Genomic DNA, 22228 nt, shown 5'->3' on the forward strand with positions numbered 1-22228 from the left:
CTTGAAGACTCAACTCAGGTTCTAGACTTGAAGAAGCGAACCGCCAATTGTTCGAACTGATCGCTGCTGACTGGCGCCAGCTTGCCCTGCGCGTCGGTCTTCCCCTTGATCAATTCGCCCGACGCCTTTCGCACCTCGGCTTCCATGCCCTCGACCGGCTGCCCATCGGTGGCCCGGACCAGCTTCGGCACCCGCCCCAGCGAGCCCTGGTCGAACTTCGGAAAATCGGCGCTCATGCTCGCCGGCCCGGCCCAGGTATGGGACGCGGACTTGACGGTAAAACTCCCCGGACACCCGAGCTCGATATCCCCGCCCTGCAGCTTCAGATACGCGCCGCCCGACGTCACGAACACGACCTGCTCGCTGGCCATACCCGCGAGCTTGCCGCCGCCCGCCGTCATCTGGATGTTCTTCGCCGAATCGATCTGCGTGTCGTCGTTCTGGCTCTGCAGCGCCACCTTTCCCTGGTTGGCGATCGCCGACACGCCGTCGCTGTGCGCGAACATCGCGACGCCATGCCCGGCCTGCAGATTGATCCGCTGCCCGCTCGTGTACTGAAGATGGTTCTGCGCAACGACATCGACGTTACCGCCCGCGTGGGTCGTCACGGTCTTCGGCGTCGCCATGCTGATGCCGGCCGGCGCGGTGATGCCGATGGCCGCCATCGACGCGCCTGACGACTCACCGTCGCCGGACGCCTCGCCATTCGGCCAGCCTTTCACCGTGGTCATGAGCGCATCGTGCGGTTGCGTATCGGGCGCCACGCCCTGATGCTGGCCCGCGTAGTCGCCGAGACTCTTGAACAGTTCGACGCACTCCTGCATCAGTTGCAGATACTCGTCCCGAGCGAGGTGGCCGTCGCTCGCGCGAAGCCGCTCCCAGGCCGAAATCAGCATCGCCTTGCCGCTGCGAATCGCCACGTGCGCATCGCTGCGCAATTCGGCGCCCTCGCCGCGCGCCGCCCCCTGCCCGTTGTCGCGCGGCTGCGTCAGATAGCCGAGGTTCAGCTGACTGTACGCATGCTCGCTTGCCAGCTGGCTGCTGATCTGCCCGGGCGTATCGTCGAAGCGGATCTGGTTGTACCGCTGCCCCTTGATTTCCTTCGTCTTCGTGCCGGAAAGATAGCGGTTGCCCGGCAGCGCGCCGGTATGGCTGAAGGTCGCCGGCACGTTCGGGCCGTTGGCCAGTACACCCATCACGACGAGCCGGTCCGGATCGCCGCCGATGTGACCGATCAGCACTTCCATCCCGACGCGCGGCAACGTATTCGCACCGAAACCCGGCCCGGCGAGCGCGCACGCGACGCGTACCGGCGCACTGTCGGACGGCGTACCGCTCGTGCCGGCACCCTGTGCGTGCGCATGATCGTCCGGGCTCAGTCCCTGTATCTGCACACGGATGCGGCCCATTTCATCGCAGAACACCTCCTCGCCCTGCGGCCCGACGACGACCGCCGTCATCGGATGCACGGGCGGCAGATCGACGTGGGGATCGTAGGCCGGCGTCAGCGGCACGCCGCGGCGCACGCACGAGAACGTGTTCTCGTAGCGCCTGTCGTTTTCGTCGCCCGGCTTGCCGCTCACGTCGGTCGGCACTGCGTTGAACAGCACGCGGCTTGCCGCGAACAGCGATTGCGCGCGCTCGTTCAGTTCCTTCGGCAGGTTGTTCCGCACGCAATGATGAAGCGACGTGACGACGAACTGTCGCTGTTCGGCCGGCAACATGTCGAGTTGCGGATGCTCCGCGAGCGCAAACCAGTGACCGACGGCCAGATCGCGCACATTGCTCACGCCGTCGACGGATTCGGCGCGCAGTTCATGCGCCAGCATCCGGTCCTTGCCGATCCGGTCGAGATCGGACGACGAATCCCCGGCATGCGGGATATCGATGACGACGTCGGCCAGCAAATGCCCGAGGTCGTTGCCGCCGTCGCCCTGATCGACGATCGTCGCCTGCTCGGTTTGCGACATCCGGCCGCTCTTGTAGTCCCACGTCGGCCGAACGATCTTGCCCGGGATCAATCGGCGGCTCGTCGCCCACAGCGTGATCGAGTCGCGCTCTTCGGTGGCGGCGTCGCGATGGTAGCGGACGGTGCCGGCGGCCGTCTGCGGCAACTTCATCGAGTCGTCGGCAAAGACGAGCGTATGAACCGGCGTGTCGTGCGCATTGCCGCTCGCCCGTTCGCCGGCCTTGCCCGCCTTGACGAAGACGGTCGCCCCCTCCCGTCGCAACAGCCGCCGGATGAAATGCGCATCCGATTCGTTGACCTGCCTCGTGAGTTCACGCGCGGGATAACGCTCGGCTTGCAGACCGGACAGGTCGAACTCGAATGCGCCCGCGAGCGCCGAGCTGCGCTGGCGCCATTCCTGAAGCAGCACACGCAGGATGTCGGGCAGGCTCTTGGACCGGAACAACCGTGAATTGGTCCGCCGCTCCATCACGGACAGCACGTCGCGAATCGTCAGTTGGTAGCAGGTCAGTGAACCGTCCGATTGTCCGGTGCGAACGTCGGTGACAATGCCGTTGATGGTATGGAGACGCCCACGATCGGTCGTCATCTCGACGGAGACTGGCAGCCCGATGAAGCTGCGGATCGGCAGATCGGCCCGTGCCGACACGCAGGTCAAATGCCCCTCGATACCGGTCATCAACCCTTCGCGGATATCGGCATACTGGAGCGCAAGCACTTGCTCGAGCGTTTTCTGGGCGGGCCCCCAGTTCATGCGAACCGGCCGATTGTTCTGATCGACCACCCCCGACGCAAACGTGCGTAGCAATTCGGCTGTATTCACAGCGTGACTCTCAGGATTTTGTTTGACTTCGTTGTTCGGCGAGCAATCACGCCCGCTGGTCCGCCCTGGGAGTGCCGCCCGTCTGATTTTCGGCGAGCATAGCAAATTTGTCAGATTGGTGACGGCTTTTTGACAGGATTTAGAATCTTTTTTGCAAAGCCCACAACGGGCTCAACCCTTCACATTCTTTCGAAACGGGCCAGTTCCGTCCCGTGCCCCTCGATCGTCGCTCCGGTCTCGTTCCCGTCCGTGCCCGCATCCCCATTACGCGCCGAACGAACGGCATCGCCAAGTGACGAATCGTGTACCCGCCTCGCCTGTCGATACCGACCAACGTCGCGCCGAAATACCGATCGCCGGCCCACGTCACTCGTCCTGATGGCACGACGCTACGCCGCTTCTCCGCTCCATCATCGCGTCAATGCACGGCCTTGCGATACAGCGCAACGTACCCCGCGAGCATCAGCAGCAGCGATCCGCTGATCCGGTTCAGCCACTTCTCCCCGGCCGCCTTCCATACGCGAACCGAATGCACGCCCAGCAGCGCGTAACCGGTCATCCCGATTGCATCGATGGCGACGATCGTCGCCGCGAGAATCGCGTACTGCGGCGCGATCGCATGCGACCGGTCGACGAACTGCGGCAGCAACGCGGACATGAACAGGTAGTACTTCGGATTGCTCATCGCGACGAAGAAGCTCTTCAAAAAAGCGCCCCGGCGATCGGGCGTCGCGGGCACGCAAGGCTGTGCAGCCGCGGCCCCGCGGCTCGACATCAGCATCCGGATGCCGACATACGCGAGCCACGCCGCACCGAGCAGCTTCAGCGTCACGAACGCCGTTTCCGACGCGTCGAGCAACACGCCGAGGCCGAACCCGACCAGCGCGACGAGTACGACGTCGGCGGTGACGGCGCCGAGCATGCCGACCATCGCGTGACGCAATCCGTAGCGCGAACCGTTGCTCATCGCGAGCAACACCGTCGGGCCGGGCGTCGCGACACCGACGGACAGAATCAGCGCAAAGGCGAGCAAGGCGGAGAGCGACATGGCGTGGCGTTCCTTTTGAAGAGAGCGGTGCGGACGGCATCGACACGATCGGCCCGACGGACCGCAACCGATACGGACGGTTTGTTACGACGAATACGGACTTCGCATGATCGCATGTCCATCCCGACATCCGCCGGGCGGTTGAGCACCGTCGCCGGTGAACGGCACCCGGTTATCTCAAATAGTGGACTGATCTTTCCGTAAACGACAATGATTCTCGTTTACGCTAGACTCCGCCGCTCGATAGAAAAACACGTCCGCGACAGTACGGACGCGTCACGCCGCCCGGATTCCGACTCGCCGCCCCGGGATGGATCACCGACCACACCCGATTTGCGTCCCATGTCGACACGTTCGTTACCCGTCCGGCGTCTCACGCCGATTGCCTTCGGCATTGCGCTCGCCTGCACTTTCCCGGCCGCGGCCCGGGCCCAACAGGCCACTTCCGCCGCCAACGCAGCACCCGACTCCGCCATGCTGCCGTCGATCAACGTAACCGGCGCGGCCGAGCCGCTGCCCGGCGACCTCGCGCCGACCTACGCCGGCGGCCAGGTCGCGCGCGGCGCGGATTTCGGCGTGCTCGGCCGGCAAAAGGCGAGCGACGTGCCGTTCAGCATGACCACCTACACGTCGAAACTGATCGAGGACCAGCAGGCGCGCACGCTTGCCGACGTGCTCGACAACGATCCGGCCGTGCGCAGCGCCTCCGGCTACGGCAACTTCTCGCAGGTCTTCGTCATCCGCGGTTTCGAGCTCGCCGGCGACGACGTGTCGCTGAACGGCCTGTACGGCGTCACGCCGCGGCAGCTCGTCCAGACCGATGCGGTCGAGCGTGTCGACGTGTTCAAGGGCGCGAATGCGTTCCTGAACGGTGCATCGCCGAACGGCTCGGCGGTCGGCGGCGGTGTGAACCTGCAACTGAAGCGCGCGGACGACAAGCCGCTCACGCGCGTCACCGTCGACGGCGCCACGTCCGGCTCGCTCGGCACGCATGTCGACATCGGCCGCCGCTTCGGCAGCGAAGGCCAGTTCGGCGTGCGCGTGAACCAGTCGATCAGCGGCGGCGACACCGCCGTCGACGACGAGCGCCGCCGCAGCAACGTGACGGCGGTGTCGCTCGACTGGCGCGGCGACAGGCTGCGCCTGTCCGGCGACTTCCTGTATCAGCGGCAGCGGATCGACAACGGTCGCCCGGTCGTGCTCGTCAGCGGCAATCAGTTGCCCGCCGTGCCGTCCGCGACGCACAACTATGCGCAGCCGTGGAGCTTCAGCGAACTCGAGGACACGGTCGGCATCGTGCGCGCCGAGTATGACTTCCTGCCCGCGTGGACGGCCTACGTATCGGCCGGCGCACGCCATACGAACGAGCACGGCGACTACTACACGCCGACTTACTCGTCGTCCGGCACGACCGGCTCGCGCCTGAGCGTGCCGCACAAGGAAGATGCGCAGTCGGCCGAAGCCGGCGTGCGCGGCCGCTTCACGACCGGCCCCGTGTCGCACTTCGTGACGGCCGGCGCGTCGTTCATCCGCATCGACAGCCAGTCCGCGTACACGATGTCGAACGCGTTCCCGACGACGCTCTACGATCCGGCGCCGCTCGCGTCCCCGCCAACCGCCTATGCAGGCGGCGACATGAACGATCCGGGTACCATCACGAAGACCTGGCTGCGCAGCCTCGCGGTATCCGATACGCTCGGCTTCCTCGACGACCGCGTGCTGTTCACGATCGGCGCGCGGCGCCAGTCGATCTCGGTCGACAACTTCGACTACACGGGCGCGATCGCCACCGCCTACAGCGACGCGATCACGACGCCGGTGTTCGGTCTCGTGGTGAAGCCGTGGCGCAACGTGTCGATCTTCGCGAACCGCAGCGAAGCGCTCGCACAGGGCGAGATCGCGCCGAACACCGCACGCAACGCGGGCCAGGCGCTGTCGCCGTACCGATCCAAGCAATATGAAGCCGGCGTCCGCTACGACACCGACAAGTACGGCGCGTCGCTTGCGCTGTTCCAGATCGAGAAGCCGATGGCATATACCGATCCGGCGACGAACCTGTTCGGCGCCGACGGCACCCAGCGGCACCGCGGCATCGAGACGGCCGTGTACGGCGAGCCGTGGAAAGGCGTGCGGCTGATCGCGGGCGCGACGTATCTCGACGCGACGCTGCGGAACACGGCGGGCGGCGCGAACGACGGCCACCGGCCGATCGGCGTGCCGTCGTTCCTGCTCAACGCGGGCGCCGAATACGACGTGCCGATGCTGAACGGGCTCACGCTGACCGCGCGCTGGATCCACACGGGGCCGCAGTACCTGGACGTCGCGAACACGATGTCGATTCAGGCGTGGGACCGCGTCGATCTCGGCGCGCGTTACGCGACCGACGTGTTCGGCAAGAAGACGACGTTCCGCGCGACCGTGCGCAACGTCGCGAACAAGTCGTACTGGTCGTCGACGATCGGCGGATATCTGACGCAGGGCGACCCGCGCTCGGTGTGGCTGTCGGTGACGACGGATTTCTGACGGGCGCCGAAGGGAGTGGCGGGCAGCCGCCAGAGTTTGCTATACTCTCGGTCTTCCGGAGAGATGGATGAGTGGTTTAAGTCGCACGCCTGGAAAGCGTGTATAGGTTAATCGCCTATCGGGGGTTCGAATCCCCCTCTCTCCGCCAGTATTCAATGCCCGCGCCAGCGGGCATTTTCGTTTCCGGAGAAAAGCAGGCCGATGGTTCGGCTTGCGCGGGGATTCGATGGGATTCGCTCGCGAGCGAATCCGCAGCCCGCGCTTGTTTGGGCGAATCCCCTCTCCTCGCCAGAAAGCATAAGGCCCCCGATTTCCCGAGAAGTCCGAGGGGGCGTTTCATTTTGCACGTCGGTACGCGCTACGGCCGCCTTGCATCCTCACGGATGCCGAATGTAATCCACCAGCGCCCGCGTATATTCATCCGGCCGCTTGTCGCACAGACTCACCGCGATCGCCACCGCGAACCCCGCCGGCACGCCGAACACGCCCGAGCTGATCGGCTCGATCCCGAACCACGCGCGCCCGGCGAATCCGGTCAGTTGCGTGAAGAACGGATAAGTCGACACGATGTAGTACACGCACACCGCCAACCCCGTCACCATCCCGGCAATCGCGCCGCGCGTCGTCGTGCGCTTCCAGAACACGCCCAGCACCAGCACCGGAAAGAAGCTCGACGCCGCCAGCGAAAACGCGGCGCCGACGAGAAACAGGATCTTCCCGGTATTGAGCGACGCGACATACGACGCGAACAGCGCCACCCCCAGCAGCAGCACCTTCGAGATCGTCACGCGCCGCTGGCTCGTCGCATCGGGCGCGACCATGCAGTAATAGACGTCGTGCGACAGCGCGTTCGCGATCGTCAGCAGCAGCCCGTCTGCGGTCGACAACGCCGCGGCCAGCGCACCGGCCGCGATCAACCCCGACACCACGTACGGCAGCCCCGCGATTTCCGGCGCGGCCAGGACGACCATGTCCGGCTGCATCTGGATTTCCGACCAGTGCACGATGCCGTCGCGAATCACCTCGACGACGCTGATCAGGTCGGGTTCGAAGTGATGCCATTGCGTGACCCACGCCGGCAATTCGGCGAACGGCCGCCCGACGAGATTCGCGAGGATCTCGTACTTGATCAGCACCGCGAGCACCGGCACGCTCAGGTAGAACAGCGCGATGAAGAACAGCGTCCAGCCGACGGAACGCCGGGCGGACGCGACCGACGTGGTCGTGTTGTAGCGCGTCAGGATGTGCGGCAGGCTCGCGGTGCCGAGCGACAGGCACAGCAGCAGCGCGAGGAAATTCCGCTCGCGCGGCTTGCGTTCGTCTTCGCTCGCGGCCGGAAACGGCTCGTGCATCGGCACGGGCGGCTCGGCACGCGCGAGCAGGTCGTCACGCGCCTGTGTCCACGCCACGCGCGCCGCCGCCGGATCGCGCGGGAAATCGGCCAGTTCGCGCTCGAGCTGGCTGATCTCGCGCAGCGGCCCGTTGTGGCGCCGCAGGTCGGCAAGCCGGTCGACGAGATGCCGGCGCGCGTCCGCATGGGACGCCGGCAACCGGTCGAGCCGCGTCTGGATATCCGCGGCTTGCCGGCGGTACGCATCCCGCACCTGCTGCTCGTCGCGCGCGTCGCGCACCTGCGCCTCGCGCGCCGCGACACGCTCCATCAGCTTGCCGTAATTGAACTGCGGCACGGGCCCGAGGCCATTCTTCAGCGCGATCAGCGACACCGGAATCAGGATCGCGCTGATCAGGATGATGTACTGCGCGACCTGCGTCCACGTGACCGCCCGCATCCCGCCGAGAAACGAGCACACGAGAATGCCCGCGAGCCCGCAGAAGATGCCGATCGCGAAATCGACGCCGATGAAGCGCGTCGCGATCAGGCCGATCCCCTGGATCTGCGCGACCAGGTACACGAACGAACACAGGATCGCCGCGCCGGCGGCGAGCGCGCGCACGGCCGTGCTCGAAAAGCGCGTGCCGAGAAAATCGGGAATCGTGTAGCGCGCGAGCTTGCGCACATACGGCGCGAGCAGAAACGCGACGAGGCAGAACCCGCCCGTCCAGCCCATCACGTACGCGAGCGCGTCGTAACCGGTCGCGTAGAGCGAACCGGCCAGGCCGATGAAAGACGCGGCCGAGAGCCAGTCGGCCGCCGTCGCCATCCCGTTGAACGCGGACGGCACGCGCCGCCCGGCCACGTAGTACTCGACGAGATCGGACGTGCGCGACAACAACCCGATCACCGCATACACGGCGATCGGCACGAACAGAAACACGTAGCCGATCCAGACGCCCGAGCCCGTCGCGCGCTCGATCCGCCACATCAGCAGCACGAACCCGAGAAACCCGAGCGTGTAGAGCGCGTACGCGCGTATCAGTCGATGCGTCAGCATGAATCAGCGCCCGCCGCTCGCAGGGCCGGCGCGTGCCGCATGCTCGTCGTACGCGCGGCGCAGCGTACGGTCCGCGCGTTGCATCAGCCCGATGTAGACGACGATCAGCACGAGGTATACGAGAATCGCGCCCTGTGCGCCGACATAGAACGGCAGGCTGAAACCGGCGAAGCGAACGCCGGCGAGCGCGGGTCCGAAGAACGGCACGATGAACGACACCGCGAAGCCGATCACCATCAGCACCGCGATCAGCGCGACGTTGAAGCGCCAGTAGCGTGCGTGCGCACGCGCGAGCGGCGCGGGAACGGGGGGTGGCGCAGCAGGCGCCGAACGGGTCGGAACGGTCATGCCGTTATGTAGCAAAAAGCCCCTGCGCGGGCAATCGGGATTGCCGCGCAGGGGCTCGCGCGCATGACGCGCAACCGTGTGCTCAACGCACTTCGGTGAGCTGCTCGAGGATGGCCGGATTCTCGAGCGTGGACGTGTCCTGCGTGATCGCCTCGCCCTTCGCGAGCGAGCGCAACAGGCGCCGCATGATCTTGCCCGAGCGTGTCTTCGGCAGGTTGTCGCCGAAGCGGATGTCCTTCGGCTTCGCGATCGGCCCGATCTGTTTGCCGACCCAGTCGCGCAGCGCCTTCGCGAGCGCCGCGGCTTCGTCGCCTTCCGGGCGCGAACGCTTCAGCACGACGAACGCCACGACCGCCTCGCCCGTCGTGTCGTCCGGACGGCCGACCACCGCCGCCTCGGCCACCAGCTCGTGCGACACCAGCGCCGATTCGATCTCCATCGTGCCCAGCCGGTGGCCCGACACGTTCAGCACGTCGTCGATCCGGCCCATGATCGTGAAGTAGCCGGTCTCCTTGTCGCGCACGGTGCCGTCGCCGGCGAGATAGAGCGTGCCGCCGAGCTCCTCGGGGTAATAGCTCTTCTTGAAGCGCTCCGGGTCGCCCCAGATCGTGCGGATCATCGCCGGCCACGGGCGCTTGACGACGAGAATCCCGCCTTGCCCGTTCGGCACGTCCTGGCCCGTCTCGTCGACCACCGCGGCCGTGATGCCCGGCAGCGGCAGCGTGCATGAGCCCGGCACGGTCGGCGTCGCGCCCGGCAGCGGCGTAATCATGTGGCCGCCGGTTTCGGTCTGCCACCACGTATCGACGATCGGGCAGCGCTCGTGGCCGACGTGCTTGTGATACCACATCCACGCTTCCGGATTGATCGGCTCGCCCACCGTGCCGATGATGCGCAGGCTCGACAGGTCATAGCTCTTCGGGTGAACCTTGTCGTCGGCTTCGGCCGCCTTGATCAGCGAGCGGATAGCGGTCGGCGCGGTGTAGAACACCGTGACCTTGTGATCGCCGATCATCTTCCAGAAACGGCCGGCGTCCGGATAAGTCGGCACGCCTTCGAACACGACCTGCGTGCCGCCGCACGCGAGCGGCCCGTAAGTGATGTACGTATGGCCCGTGACCCAGCCGATGTCGGCCGTGCACCAGAACACGTCCGTGGGCTTCCAGTCGAAGGTCCACTTCATCGTCTGCGCGGCCCACAGCAAGTAGCCGCCCGTGCTGTGCTGCACGCCCTTCGGCTTGCCGGTCGAGCCCGACGTATACAGGATGAACAGCGGATGCTCGGCGCCGACCCAGGTAGGCTCGCAGCGCTCGGATTCGCCGTCGACGAGTTCGTGCATCCACAGGTCGCGCTCGGCATGCCAGTCGATCTTGCCGCCGGTGCGGCGATAGACGATCACACTCTTGACCGCCTCGCAGCCGCCCAACGCGATCGCCTCGTCGGCGATGCTCTTGAGCGGCAGCGTCTTGCCGCCGCGGGCCTGCTCGTCGGCGGTGACGAGCGCGACCGCGCCGACGTCGACGAGCCGCTCGTTCAGCGATTTCGCGGAGAAGCCGCCGAACACGACCGAGTGCGTCGCGCCGATGCGCGCGCAGGCCTGCATCGCGACGATGCCTTCGATCGACATCGGCATGTAGATGACGACGCGATCGCCCTTCGCAATGCCGCGTTTCTTCAGCGCATTCGCGAAGCGCGACACGCGTGCGAGCAAGTCGGCATAGGTGACGCGGGTGACGGTGCCGTCGTCGGCCTCGAAGATCACCGCGACGCGCTCGCCGTTGCCGGCTTCGACGTGGCGGTCGAGACAGTTGTACGACGCGTTCAGCTCGCCGTCCTCGAACCACGTGTAGAACGGCGCGTTGCTCTCGTCGAGCACCTTGGTGAACGGCTTGTGCCACGCGAGGCCCTCGCGCGCGAGGCGCGCCCAGAAGCCTTCGTAATCCTGCTCGGCCTCGGCGACGAGCGCGCGATAGGCCGGCATGCCGGAAATGGTCGCCGTCTTCTCGAGCGCCGCGGGCGGCGCGAACTGACGGGTTTCGTGAAGAACCGATTCAATCGCAGACATCGACTACCCCTTGGTGAACATGAATCCTCTGCATGGCGGCGCGATCGTGCACGCCGCGCGTCTTGGCCGGCGCTCGCGCGCCGCTGTCTCCCACCCACCCGCACGCGGCCGCGACGGCCTGCGCACGATGCTGCACCGCACCACATCACGCGAACGCGACCTGCGGCCCGGCAGTGTCCACGATAAGCGCTCCAACTTACCCGTCACTTACGCGGCCTGGCCGTTTCGTGCGCGGGGCGGCGCATCGAGTCAGCTTTACGCTGTTACAACCGCGACCCTACAATCCTAACTGAACTCGCCTTCCGGATTCCAGCTTGAATCGCTACGCCCTCTTCCTCATCCTGTCGATGCTGTTCGTCGGCAGCAACGTCGGTATCGGTAAATCCATCGTTGCATTCGTCCCCGTCGCCATCCTCGCCACGCTGCGCTTCGTGATCGCGATCGCCGTGCTGTGGCCGCTGTTCAGGCCCGTGAAAATGCGCGCGGTCAAGCGCGGCGAATGGCTGAACCTGTTCCTGCAAGCCTTCTTCGGCACCTTCATGTTCACGCTGCTGATGCTCAACGGCGTGCAGCGCACGAGCGCGGTGGCCGCGGGCGTCATCACGAGCACGATCCCGGCGATCGTCGCGCTGTTCGCGTGGCTGATCCTGCGTGAAAAGCCGAACGGCCGTGCGCTCGTGTCGATCGCGCTCGCGATCGTCGGCGTCGTGACGATCAACCTCGCCAACGGCGGCGCGGCCGGGCATGGCGCGCACGGCGACGCGTCCGGCTCGCTGGCCGGCAACCTGCTGATCCTCGGCGCGGTGTGCTGCGAATCGATCTACGTGATCCTGTCGCGCCGGCTCACGCAAACGCTCGCCCCGATCGACATCTGCGCCTACACCCACCTGTTCGGCCTGTTCCTGATGCTGCCGCTCGGCGCGACAGCGCTGTGGCGCTTCGATTACGCGAGCGTGCCGGCCGGCACCTGGGCGCTCGTCGTCTGGTACGGGCTGTCGGCGAGCATCTTCTCGTTCTGGCTGTGGATGAAGGGCATCCGGCACGTGCCGGGCAGCCTCGCCGGCGTGTTCAGCGCGGTGCTGCCGATCGCCGCGGCCGCGTACGGCATCGCGTTCCTCGGCGAGCGCCCGACGCTCGCGCACGGCATCGCGCTCGCGTGCGTCGTCGCCGGCATCGTGCTCGCGAGCCTGCGTGTGAAAAGCGTGCCGGCCGCCGCTTCGTGATCCGTCCCTCGCAGTGCCGGCGCGTCGCTGCAGCCGCGCCGGCCGACGCGTTACAATAGCGCGCCTTTTCAAGATTACCCCCGATACCTGCGCCCCGCGCCCGTACCCCGACATGTCCGCCCCGCATTCGCCCGGTCATTCTGGCCGTCGCCCGCTTCGTCCGCTTCCCGCGCTGATTTTCATGAGCCGCTGGCTCCAGGTTCCGCTTTACCTCGGCCTGATCGTCGCGCAGGCCATCTATGTGTTCCTGTTCCTGAAGGAAGTCTGGCACCTGCTGTCGCATGCGACGGGCCTCGACGAAATCAGCGTGATGCTCGCGGTGCTCGGCCTGATCGACGTCGTGATGATCTCGAACCTGCTGATCATGGTAATCGTCGGCGGGTATGAAACGTTCGTGTCGCGGCTCGGCATCGAGGGCCATCCCGACGAGCCCGAATGGCTCGACCACGTGAACGCGGGCGTGCTGAAGGTCAAGCTGTCGATGGCGCTGATCAGCATTTCGTCGATCCACCTGCTGAAGACCTTCATCAACCCCGATCAGCACACGACGCACGCGATCATGTGGCAGGTGATCATCCACGTGTCGTTCCTCGTGTCGGCGCTCGTGATGGCATGGGTCGATCGCCTCACGACGCACACGCATCCGGCCCATTTCCACGAGACGCATGCGCCAGCGGCGTCCCGACCGGCGGCCTGAACCGTCGGCAAATCCTTCCCCACTGTCCCCACAGAGTCTCAGCCATGACCGTCATCAAACAGGAAGACCTGATCCAGAGCATCGCGGATTCGCTGCAATACATCAGCTACTACCACCCGCTCGACTACATCCAGGCCCTCGGCCGCGCGTACGAGCTGGAAGAGAGCCCGGCGGCGAAGGACGCGATCGCGCAGATCCTCACGAACAGCCGCATGTGCGCGGAAGGCAAGCGTCCGATCTGCCAGGACACCGGCATCGTGACGATCTTCGTGAAGGTCGGCATGGACGTGCGCTGGGACGGCGCGACGATGGGCCTCACCGACATGATCAACGAAGGCGTGCGCCGCGGTTACACGCACCCGGACAACGTGCTGCGCGCGTCGATCGTCAATCCGCCGGAAGGCGCCCGCAAGAACACGAAGGACAACACACCGGCCGTGATCCACTACGAGATCGTGCCGGGCGACAAGGTCGACGTGCAGGTCGCGGCGAAGGGCGGCGGCTCCGAGAACAAGTCGAAGTTCGTGATGCTGAACCCGTCCGACTCGATCGTCGACTGGGTGCTGAAGACGGTTCCGACGATGGGCGCCGGCTGGTGCCCGCCCGGCATGCTCGGGATCGGCATCGGCGGCACCGCCGAGAAGGCGATGCTGATGGCGAAGGAATCGCTGATGGAGCCGATCGACATCCAGGAAATCATCGCGCGCGGCCCGAAGGACTGGGTGGAGGAGCTGCGCGTCGAGCTGCACGAGAAGGTCAACGCGCTCGGCATCGGCGCGCAGGGCCTCGGCGGCCTCGCGACCGTGCTCGACGTGAAGATCATGGCGGCGCCGACGCACGCGGCCTCGAAGCCGGTCGCGCTGATTCCGAATTGCGCGGCCACGCGCCACGCGCACTTCGTACTCGACGGGTCGGGCCCGGCCAAGCTCGAAGCGCCGTCGCTCGACGCCTGGCCGAAGGTGCAGTGGGAACCGAACACCGAAACCAGCAAGCGCGTCGACCTGAACACGCTGACGCCGGAAGAAGTCGCGAGCTGGACGCCGGGCCAGACGCTGCTGCTGTCGGGCAAGATGCTCACCGGCCGCGACGCCGCGCACAAGCGCATCGCCGACATGCTTGCGAAGGGCGAGAAGCTGCCGGTCGACTTCACGAACCGCGTGATCTACTACGTCGGCCCGGTCGATCCGGTGCGCGACGAAGTGGTCGGCCCGGCCGGCCCGACGACGGCCACGCGCATGGACAAGTTCACCGAGACGATGCTCGCTCAGACGGGTCTGATCTCGATGGTCGGCAAGGCCGAGCGCGGCCCGGTCGCGATCGACGCGATCAAGAAGCACAAGGCAGCCTACCTGATGGCGGTCGGCGGCGCGGCCTACCTCGTGTCGAAGGCGATCCGCGGCGCGAAAGTGCTCGCGTTCGAAGACCTCGGCATGGAAGCGATCTACGAGTTCGACGTGCAGGACATGCCGGTGACGGTCGCCGTCGATTCGTCGGGCACGTCGGTGCACCAGACGGGTCCGAAGGAATGGCAGGCGAAGATCGGCAAGATCCCGGTCGCCACCGCTTAAGCGCGATCGAACGAAAGGCCGGACGGAAGTCCGGCCTTTTTACTTCTCATTCTCATTATTGTGTGCGGCCGGTTGTTCGAGGCTGATTCTCATTACACGCAAAAGGCAGGCCCGACAAGGCTTCGAGGCTTGGCTTTTCTCGTTCGAGCGATTATCGTTCGGTTTCTGAAGCCCCACTGAACAAGGAACAGCCATGCAAGGCGACAAGAAAGTCATCGAATATCTGAACGCCCAACTGAAGAATGAACTCACGGCGATCAACCAGTACTTCCTGCATGCGCGCATGTACAAGCACTGGGGGCTCGACAAACTCGGCAAGCACGAATACGACGAGTCGATCGGCGAAATGAAACACGCCGACTGGCTGATCGAGCGCGTGTTCATGCTCGACGGCCTGCCGAACCTGCAGGACCTGCACAAACTGCTCGTCGGCGAGGAAACCGAAGAGATCCTGAAGTGCGACCTGAAGCTCGAGCAGATCTCGCAGTCCACCTGCAAGGAAGCGATCGCCTACTGCGAATCGGTGCGCGACTACGTGTCGCGCGAGATCTTCGAGAAGATTCTCGACGACACCGAAGAGCACATCGACTGGCTCGAAACGCAGATCGACCTGATCGGCAAGGTCGGCCTGCAGAACTATCAGCAAACGATGATGGGTTCGGCCGAGTAATCGCGCCACCCGCCAGCCCGCCGCCCGCCCGACGATGACGAACCCGTCCGCCGCTACCGCGCCGCGCGCCGCCGCCCCTGTCGGCATCTTCGACTCGGGGCTCGGCGGCCTGTCGGTACTGCGCGCCGCGCGCGCGCATTTGCCCGACGAATCGTTCGTCTACGTCGCCGACTCGCACCACGCGCCGTATGGCCCGCGCGACGAGGCATTCATCACGGAACGCACGCTGGCGATCGGCGAGTGGCTCGCCCGCGAAGGCGCGAAAGCGCTCGTCATCGCGTGCAACACGGCAACGGCACGGGCGATCGCGACCATCCGCGAACGCCTGTCGATCCCGCTCGTCGGCGTCGAGCCGGGCATCAAGCCGGCCGCCGCGCTGTCCGCGACCGGCGTCGCGGGCGTGCTCGCCACGCAATCCACGTTGAACAGCCCGCGCTTCCAGGCGCTGCTCGACCGCTACGGCGCGGGCCGTCGCTTCATCTGCCAACCCGGCCACGGGCTCGTCGAAGCGATCGAACGCGGCGACACGAACTCCCCCGAGTTGCGCGCGCTGCTCGAGCGTTACCTACAGCCGATGCTCGACGACGGCGCCGATACGCTGGTACTCGGCTGCACGCACTATCCGTTCTTCACGGAAACGATTCGTAACCTTGTGGGCGAGCGCCTGACGATCGTCGACACGAGCGATGCCATCGCCCGCCAGCTCGCGCGGGTGCTCGACGAACGCGGGCTGCGCGCGCCGGCCGGCACGCACGCCGCGCCCCCGCGCTTCTGTTCGACGAGTGACGGCCTGCAACTGCGCGCGCTCGCGTCGACGCTGCTCGGCCTCGATGCGCCGGTCGAATCCGTCACCATTTCCTCGCCGAACGCGCGCGCCTGCGCGACCGCCTGACGCGGGCCGGCACGTCCGCTCTCCCTGCTTCGCCACGCCCGCCGCTTCAAGGGTCCGATGGCTTTAAAAAAAGCCGACCCAGGCTTGTCAACGCCTGCAAAATTAATGATAATAATTCGCATTAACGTTAGCTATCGCAACTCATCATGATCGTCTGCGTGTGCAAGTCTGTTTCCGATCGCAAGATTCGCGCGTCCCTCGCCGAGGGCGTGAGCTCTTTCGACGAACTCCAGTTCGAACTCGGCGTGGCCACGTGCTGCGGCAAGTGCGAGGAGTCCGTACGCGACCTCATGGCCGAGCAAGGCGTCTGCGCGAGCCGGTGCGGTGTCGAGCATCATGCGCATCCGATCCCGATCACGTTCTACGACCGCAAGGCGGCCTGAGCGACGCTGAGCGTGCGCATGCGGCCAGGCCGCATTTTTTGTTTTGACCGTCAGCAAGCCACCGTCTGCGCGAGCCAACGGCTTACCTGCCAAGGAGCCTGTGATGGAATTGCTGATCGGATTCGTAACCACCGTTTGCATCTCGCTGCTGATCTTCCGCAAGTGATGCCGATTCACCTGCCGCGCCCCGGGTGCGACGTCGTTCTTTCAAGCTAACATGCAGGCTTCGCATCTCGCTCCTGCCGGCGCCATGCCGGCTGCACCACGTATGAATCCCCGAGTGATCGTCGTCGCGGTCGGTGTGCTTGCCGCACACGCGATCATGCTCACGGCCGCGTGGCTCCATCGCAACCCGCCGCCGCCGAAATCGGTCGAGGTGCAGTCGATCACCGCGCAGCTCATCGCGCCTGCGCCGATCGCGCAACAGGTCGCGGCCGAGTCGATCCCGCAGCCCGCGCCGCCGAAGCCAGTGCCGCGCGTGAAGCCGAAGGTCGAGCCGAAACCGATGCAGAAAGCGGCGAAGCCGACCCCGCAACCGGTTGCGCCGTCGCCGGCCCCGTCGCCCACGCCCGCTCCCGCCGCCGATCCGACACCTGCTCCCGCCGCCCCCGCTCCCGCGGCACCGGCCGCCACGCCGGGCCCGGCGCGCGAAACGATGCAGGTCAGCGCGCCGAAGAACGTGCCGACGCTCCAATGCAACTTCGTGAAGCCCGACTATCCGTCGATGTCGCGCCGCCGCGGCGAATCGGGCACCGCCTATGTTCACTTCGTCGTTGGCGTGACCGGCAAGATCGAAAGCGACAGCATCGTGTTACAGAAGAGCAGCGGCTATCCGCGCCTCGACGATGCCGCACTCGACGCGATGCGCTCGACCACCTGCCGTCCATATATCGAGAACGGCCAGGCGATCCGCGCCGCCCGCACACAGCCCTACAGCTTCGGGCTCACCGACTAACCTGCCTCATCCGGAAGATTCAAAGGAAACAAAAATGCAAAGCTACGGTATCGCGCACGTCTGGGCGCAAGGTGATTTCGTCACACGCGCGATTGCGATCACGCTGCTCGTGATGTCGGTCCTGTCGTGGATCGTGATCGTCGTCAAAGGCTGGAACGTGATCCGCCTGAACCGCCTCACGAAGAACGCCGAACAGGCATTCTGGCATTCCGACAATTTCGACGATGGCATCAAGAAGCTCGGCCTCGCCGCCTCGACGCCGAACGACAACCCGTTCCTCGCGCTCGCGCTGTCGGGCAAGGAAGCCGCCGACCACCACCATCAGACCCAACCGCACCTGCACGATCGCATGGACGTATCGGACTGGGTCACGCGCTGCCTGAAGGACACGATGGACGAAGGTATTTCGCGCATGCAGAGCGGCCTCGCGATCCTCGCATCGGTCGGCAGCACGGCGCCGTTCGTCGGCCTGTTCGGCACGGTCTGGGGGATCTACCACGCGCTGCTCGCGATCGGCGCCACCGGCCAGACGTCGATCGACCAGGTCGCGGGCCCGGTCGGCGAATCGCTGATCATGACGGCCTTCGGCCTGTTCGTCGCGATTCCCGCCGTGCTCGGCTACAACGCACTGACCCGCGCGAACAAGGGTGTCGTCAGCAAGCTGCGCCGCTTCGCGCACGGCCTGCACGCGTACTTCGTGACGGGCGCGAGCCTCGCGTCGTCGTCGACGCGCGACGGCCTGCGTCTCGCATCGCGCGCCGCCAGCTGAGACGAGGTGATCCATGGCCATGAACACCGGTTTCAGCGACGATGACGACGATGCCGTGATGAGCGAGATCAACATGACGCCGCTCGTCGACGTCATGCTCGTACTCCTGATCATTTTTCTCGTGACGATCCCGGCGATGCAGCATGCGGTGAAGATCGACCTGCCGCACGCCAGCAGCCAGCCCGTCGACGAAAAGCCGCAGACCGTCGACGTCGCGATCCAGGGCGACGGCACGATCCTGTGGGACGACCACACGGTCACGCGCGAACAACTGCAGGCACGCATCGCGGAAGCCGCGAAACGCACGCCGCAGCCGGAATTGCATCTGCGCGCGGACCGCAAGGTGGCGTACGAGCACGTCGCGGAAGTGATGTCGGATGCGCAGGCAGGCGGCTTGACGAAGCTCGGCTTCGTGACGGAGCCCGGCGCGAAAGCGAAGTAACGTGCGCGCGTCCCGCCGTCGCGGGTAGTATCGGCGCACCTAGCCGGCCACCCCTGACCGGGCGTCCCTAACCGGGCGTCCCCAACCGGGCGTCCCCAAAGTAAAAGGCCTTCATCGCCAGATGAAGGCCTTTTTTCATGCGCACGCGGGCGCCTTCGGGCGGCGGGCTCTTCGGCGGTATCGGTTGCGCCTCGAGCAACGCAAATGCGACTCTGCCGTGGTCTGCACGGACTGCGCGTTCTGCCCTATCTGGCTCACAATATATGCGGCCACCTGATTTCGCTCAGAACTTCCTTCACGAAATGGGATTTCAATATAGGCTCGCCCGTCCGCGCATTCAAGGTTCCGGCGATTGAAACTTGCGATTGCAGGCGACGCTTCAATGACAAAACAAATTTGCGTCGCCGTGGGCGCCGTGTTCAGGTCGCCGAAACATCGGCCGCCGCTTCCTTCTTCGCGCGCTCGGGGCAACCCGGCTCCTTGTACGCGCCATGGTCGAGCTTCTCGACCAGGTAATCGACGAACGCTCGTACCGCGGGCGGCATCCCTTGCCGCGATACGAACACCGCATACAGTTGCGGCACCGGCAGCGTCCAGCCGGGCATCACGGGCGACAGTTGCCCCGCGCGCAGCGCGTTGCCGTACATCATCTCCGGCAGCGCCGCGATGCCGAGGCCATCGAGCACGGCCTCGCGGATCGTCATCAGGTCGGCCGTCACGAGCCGAGGATCATGCTCGTGCACGTGGCGCGTTCCGTCCGGCGCGATCAGGTTGAATACGTGCCGGCCGTCGACGCTCGGCGTATCGAGCGTCTCGAAGCCGGCCAGGTCGTCCGGCACCAGCGGCGGCGCATTCTGGCTCAGCAGGCTCGGCGCGCCGACCAGCATCTGCTCGGTGCGCCACAGCGGCCGCACGACGATGTTGGCGTTCTGCGGCGGCTCCGAGCGCACGCGCAACGCGACGTCGATCGAATCCTCGAACAGGTCGATCACGCGATTCGTCACGCGCACATGCACCTTCACCTCAGGATAGCGGCGCAGGAATTCGGGCAGGATGCGCGACAGCATCGTCTGCGACAGCGTCACCGGCACGCTGACGCGCACCGAGCCGCGCGGCGACGCACGCAACTGCTGCACCGCGTTCATCGCGGCCTTCGCTTCGGCGAGCATCGCCTGGCAATGCTGGTAGAACAGCTCCCCCGCCTCGGTCAGTGCGAGCTTGCGCGTCGAACGCTGCAGCAGGCGCACGCCGAGCGCCGCTTCGAGCTCGGTCAGGCGCCGCGACAGACGCGATTTCGAGATGCCCAGCACGCGCTCGGCGGCCGAGAAGCCGCCATGTTCGACGACCTGCGAGAAGTACATCAGGTCGTTCAGGTTATGTGCATCGATATTCATCTCATCGTTCCAATTCCAGAACAATCCATTGCGAACCGCCGCGAATCGCGCGGTAAAACGCCCAATATAATAGCGCCATGTTTCAAAAATAACGCTATTCCGATGATGTCGAGGGCTTCCCATGACCACCGCTCGCTCGCTTGATCGCACCTACCCCGCGCTTCGCACCACTGAAGGCGGCGGTTTCGTGGTTCACCGCCCGTTCCCCACGCGGCTGCTGATGGATTTCGATCCGTTCCTGCTGCTCGATGAAATGGGCCCCGTCGACTACGCCCCCGGCGAAGCCGTGGGCGCGCCCGACCATCCGCATCGCGGCTTCGAAACCGTGACCTACGCGCTCGACGGGCGCTTCCGTCATCGCGACTCGTCCGGCCATGCCGGCACACTCGGCCCCGGCGACGTGCAGTGGATGACGGCCGGTGCCGGCGTCGTGCACAGCGAGATGCCGGACCCGGCGTTCGCTCAGGCAGGCGGGCGCTCCCACGGCTTCCAGCTGTGGGTCAACCTGCCGCGCCGCGACAAAATGATCGCGCCGCGTTACCAGGAGATCCCGGCTGCCCGCATTCCGACCGCGACGTCGCCGGACGGCCGCGCGCGCGTGCGCGTCATCGCCGGCGAAGCATTCGGCGTACAGGCCGCGATCGAGACGCGCACGCCGATCCTCTATCAGCACTTCACGCTGGAACCCGGCGCAACGGTCACGCAGCCCGTGCCGGCCGGTTACCGCGTGTTTGCCTATCCGATCGACGGAACGGGCCTCTACGGGCCCGACAGGCAGGCTGTCGACGCACGGCACATGATCGTCTACGGCGACGACGGCGACACCGTCACGTTCGCTGCCGGCGACACGTCGCTCGATCTGCTGCTGATCGGCGGCGTGCCGCTCAACGAGCCGATCGTCCGTTACGGCCCGTTCGTGATGAATACCGAGGAAGAAATCCGGCAGGCCGTCGTCGACTACCAGACCGGCCGCATGGGCCGCATCGACGCGTGAACCAGTTGGGGCGCAGGTGCCGCGAAGCCCGTGGTTTTGCGTCACAATAAGTGCTTGAATCATGCATGTGGCGCCCCCGTCACCAGAAGGAACCCCTGCCCTTGAACTTCGAACATCTGATCCAGATCAACTCCGACGATCCGGCCGTGCCGGCCCTCACCCGCGACCAGCTCTGGGAAGGCCTCGTGCTGCGTGCGGAACAGCCGCAGCTGTTCGTGATCGGTCTCGACAGCTGCGTCATCCACGAACGGACGGACACGACGCTCGAACGCGAACTGCATTACGGCCACGCGACCGTGCGCGACCACGTGACGTTCACGCCGAACCAGCAGGTCCGCTACGACATCCGCGCGGCCGACGGCGAGATCGGCGGCTCATTGACGATGACGATCGAGGAGCGCGACGACAACGAGCTGTTCCTGCGTTTCGAGTACCGCACGACGCTGACGGTCACGGACGACAGCGAAGAAGCGCGACAGACGCACGGGATCGTCAAGGAGGCGTACCGCACGTCGGATATCGATACCGTTCGCCTGATCCGCGAATACGCGCAGGGTCGCAAGGATCCCGATCCGCTGCACTGAATCCCCGTGGCGGCCTGCGGGCCGCCTTTTTTGATTCAAGCTATCAGCGCTGACATTTCGATTGACAAAGAGTTTTTGTAAATGGGAATGGTTATCATTTAGAATTCATTCCATCGTATCGACAGTCACCGCTCAAACCGAATGACCGACACCATGCGCCCGACCACGCTGACCCTGCGCCGCACCACCGGCACCGCAGCCAGCAGCCGTCAGAAGACGGCAGCGGTCACCACGCCGGCGAAACCCGCCGGCAACCGCGATGCAGGCACGCGGGTCGTCAACAGCGATGCGCTGCTGCAAGGCCAAAGCCATGTCAGCATCGCGCATAACGGAGAGACTTATCAGTTGCGCGCCACGCGGCTCGGCAAACTGATCCTGACGAAGTAACGACCGAGTATTGTGGGGACCACCTCCCTGAGAGGTGTTGGGCAGTAGCCAGCGTAACGGCTTGCACGCGAGATCTAGACCCCTTCGTGCAAACACACTCA

19 protein-coding genes and 1 tRNA gene are annotated in these 22228 nt (G+C 65.6%); 14 read left to right on the plus strand and 6 right to left on the minus strand.

Annotated elements, in window-relative coordinates; all coding sequences use genetic code 11:
* Window positions 1–14 precede the first annotated feature (14 nt).
* Together WS61_RS23635 and WS61_RS23640 are read right to left on the minus strand one after the other, a co-directional pair.
* Window positions 15–2792 carry a type VI secretion system Vgr family protein gene (locus WS61_RS23635; protein WP_059504013.1) on the minus strand — a complete coding sequence of 926 codons (2778 nt, stop codon included), beginning with the start codon at window positions 2790–2792 and terminating at the stop codon, window positions 15–17.
* A gap of 418 nt (window positions 2793–3210) precedes the next feature.
* A complete protein-coding gene (locus WS61_RS23640) occupies window positions 3211–3840 on the minus strand; it encodes a LysE family translocator (RefSeq protein ID WP_059504014.1) in 630 nt (209 codons plus the stop codon).
* Between the two features lie 342 nt (window positions 3841–4182).
* Between WS61_RS23640 and WS61_RS23645 the strand changes: the two genes are divergently transcribed.
* On the plus strand, window positions 4183–6363 hold the full coding sequence (locus tag WS61_RS23645; RefSeq protein ID WP_059504015.1) for a TonB-dependent siderophore receptor: 2181 nt from the start codon (window positions 4183–4185) through the stop codon (window positions 6361–6363).
* A 57-nt stretch (window positions 6364–6420) separates the two neighbouring features.
* Window positions 6421–6511 (plus strand) — tRNA-Ser (locus tag WS61_RS23650).
* Window positions 6512–6740: 229 nt separating this feature from the next.
* Here WS61_RS23650 and WS61_RS23655 read toward each other — a convergent pair.
* The 3 genes from WS61_RS23655 to acs form a co-directional block, all read right to left on the minus strand.
* The gene (locus WS61_RS23655; RefSeq protein ID WP_059504017.1) at window positions 6741–8756 is read right to left on the minus strand and encodes a sodium:solute symporter family protein; all 2016 of its coding nucleotides are present in this window, start codon (window positions 8754–8756) and stop codon (window positions 6741–6743) included.
* Between the two features lie 3 nt (window positions 8757–8759).
* Window positions 8760–9104: a DUF4212 domain-containing protein gene (locus WS61_RS23660; protein WP_059504019.1), complete on the minus strand. Its 345-nt coding sequence runs from the start codon at window positions 9102–9104 to the stop codon at window positions 8760–8762.
* An 82-nt stretch (window positions 9105–9186) separates the two neighbouring features.
* Window positions 9187–11169: an acetate--CoA ligase gene (acs, locus tag WS61_RS23665; RefSeq protein WP_059504021.1), complete on the minus strand. Its 1983-nt coding sequence runs from the start codon at window positions 11167–11169 to the stop codon at window positions 9187–9189.
* 314 nt (window positions 11170–11483) lie between these two features.
* Between acs and WS61_RS23670 the strand changes: the two genes are divergently transcribed.
* The 9 genes from WS61_RS23670 to WS61_RS23710 all read left to right on the plus strand — a co-directional run bounded on the left by WS61_RS23670 (window position 11484) and on the right by WS61_RS23710 (window position 18768).
* A complete protein-coding gene (locus WS61_RS23670; protein WP_059504023.1) occupies window positions 11484–12392 on the plus strand; it encodes a DMT family transporter in 909 nt (302 codons plus the stop codon).
* 112 nt (window positions 12393–12504) lie between these two features.
* A complete protein-coding gene (locus WS61_RS23675; protein WP_059504025.1) occupies window positions 12505–13089 on the plus strand; it encodes a TIGR00645 family protein in 585 nt (194 codons plus the stop codon).
* Window positions 13090–13133: 44 nt separating this feature from the next.
* Window positions 13134–14657, plus strand: coding sequence for a fumarate hydratase (locus tag WS61_RS23680; protein WP_006478316.1), 1524 nt, complete (start codon window positions 13134–13136; stop codon window positions 14655–14657).
* Window positions 14658–14850: 193 nt separating this feature from the next.
* Window positions 14851–15327 carry a bacterioferritin gene (gene bfr, locus WS61_RS23685; RefSeq protein WP_006478315.1) on the plus strand — a complete coding sequence of 159 codons (477 nt, stop codon included), beginning with the start codon at window positions 14851–14853 and terminating at the stop codon, window positions 15325–15327.
* A 34-nt stretch (window positions 15328–15361) separates the two neighbouring features.
* Entirely contained in the window at window positions 15362–16219 is an 858-nt protein-coding gene (murI, locus tag WS61_RS23690) for a glutamate racemase (RefSeq protein WP_059504027.1), read from the plus strand.
* Between the two features lie 146 nt (window positions 16220–16365).
* On the plus strand, window positions 16366–16602 hold the full coding sequence (locus tag WS61_RS23695) for a bacterioferritin-associated ferredoxin (RefSeq protein WP_059504029.1): 237 nt from the start codon (window positions 16366–16368) through the stop codon (window positions 16600–16602).
* A 217-nt stretch (window positions 16603–16819) separates the two neighbouring features.
* Window positions 16820–17557 (plus strand): energy transducer TonB, encoded by a 738-nt coding sequence (locus WS61_RS23700; protein WP_059504031.1) that lies wholly within the window; start codon window positions 16820–16822, stop codon window positions 17555–17557.
* 34 nt (window positions 17558–17591) lie between these two features.
* Entirely contained in the window at window positions 17592–18326 is a 735-nt protein-coding gene (locus WS61_RS23705) for a MotA/TolQ/ExbB proton channel family protein (protein WP_027784946.1), read from the plus strand.
* Between the two features lie 13 nt (window positions 18327–18339).
* On the plus strand, window positions 18340–18768 hold the full coding sequence (locus tag WS61_RS23710) for a biopolymer transporter ExbD (protein ID WP_006478310.1): 429 nt from the start codon (window positions 18340–18342) through the stop codon (window positions 18766–18768).
* Window positions 18769–19187: 419 nt separating this feature from the next.
* On the opposite strand, the gene WS61_RS23715 is transcribed toward WS61_RS23710, so the two are convergent.
* Window positions 19188–20162, minus strand: a complete 975-nt coding sequence (locus WS61_RS23715; protein WP_059504053.1) for a LysR family transcriptional regulator — start codon at window positions 20160–20162, stop codon at window positions 19188–19190.
* A 121-nt stretch (window positions 20163–20283) separates the two neighbouring features.
* On the opposite strand from WS61_RS23715, the gene WS61_RS23720 reads away from it, so the two are divergent.
* The 3 genes from WS61_RS23720 (at window position 20284) to hemP (ending at window position 22127) form a co-directional block, all read left to right on the plus strand.
* A complete protein-coding gene (locus WS61_RS23720; protein WP_059504033.1) occupies window positions 20284–21156 on the plus strand; it encodes a pirin family protein in 873 nt (290 codons plus the stop codon).
* A 101-nt stretch (window positions 21157–21257) separates the two neighbouring features.
* Entirely contained in the window at window positions 21258–21740 is a 483-nt protein-coding gene (locus WS61_RS23725) for an SRPBCC family protein (protein WP_059504035.1), read from the plus strand.
* Window positions 21741–21881: 141 nt separating this feature from the next.
* Window positions 21882–22127, plus strand: a complete 246-nt coding sequence (gene hemP, locus WS61_RS23730; RefSeq protein ID WP_034207822.1) for a hemin uptake protein HemP — start codon at window positions 21882–21884, stop codon at window positions 22125–22127.
* Window positions 22128–22228: the final 101 nt, after the last annotated feature.

The sequence above is a fragment of the Burkholderia sp. ABCPW 11 genome (assembly GCF_001523445.1).
Taxonomy (GTDB): Bacteria; Pseudomonadota; Gammaproteobacteria; order Burkholderiales; family Burkholderiaceae; genus Burkholderia.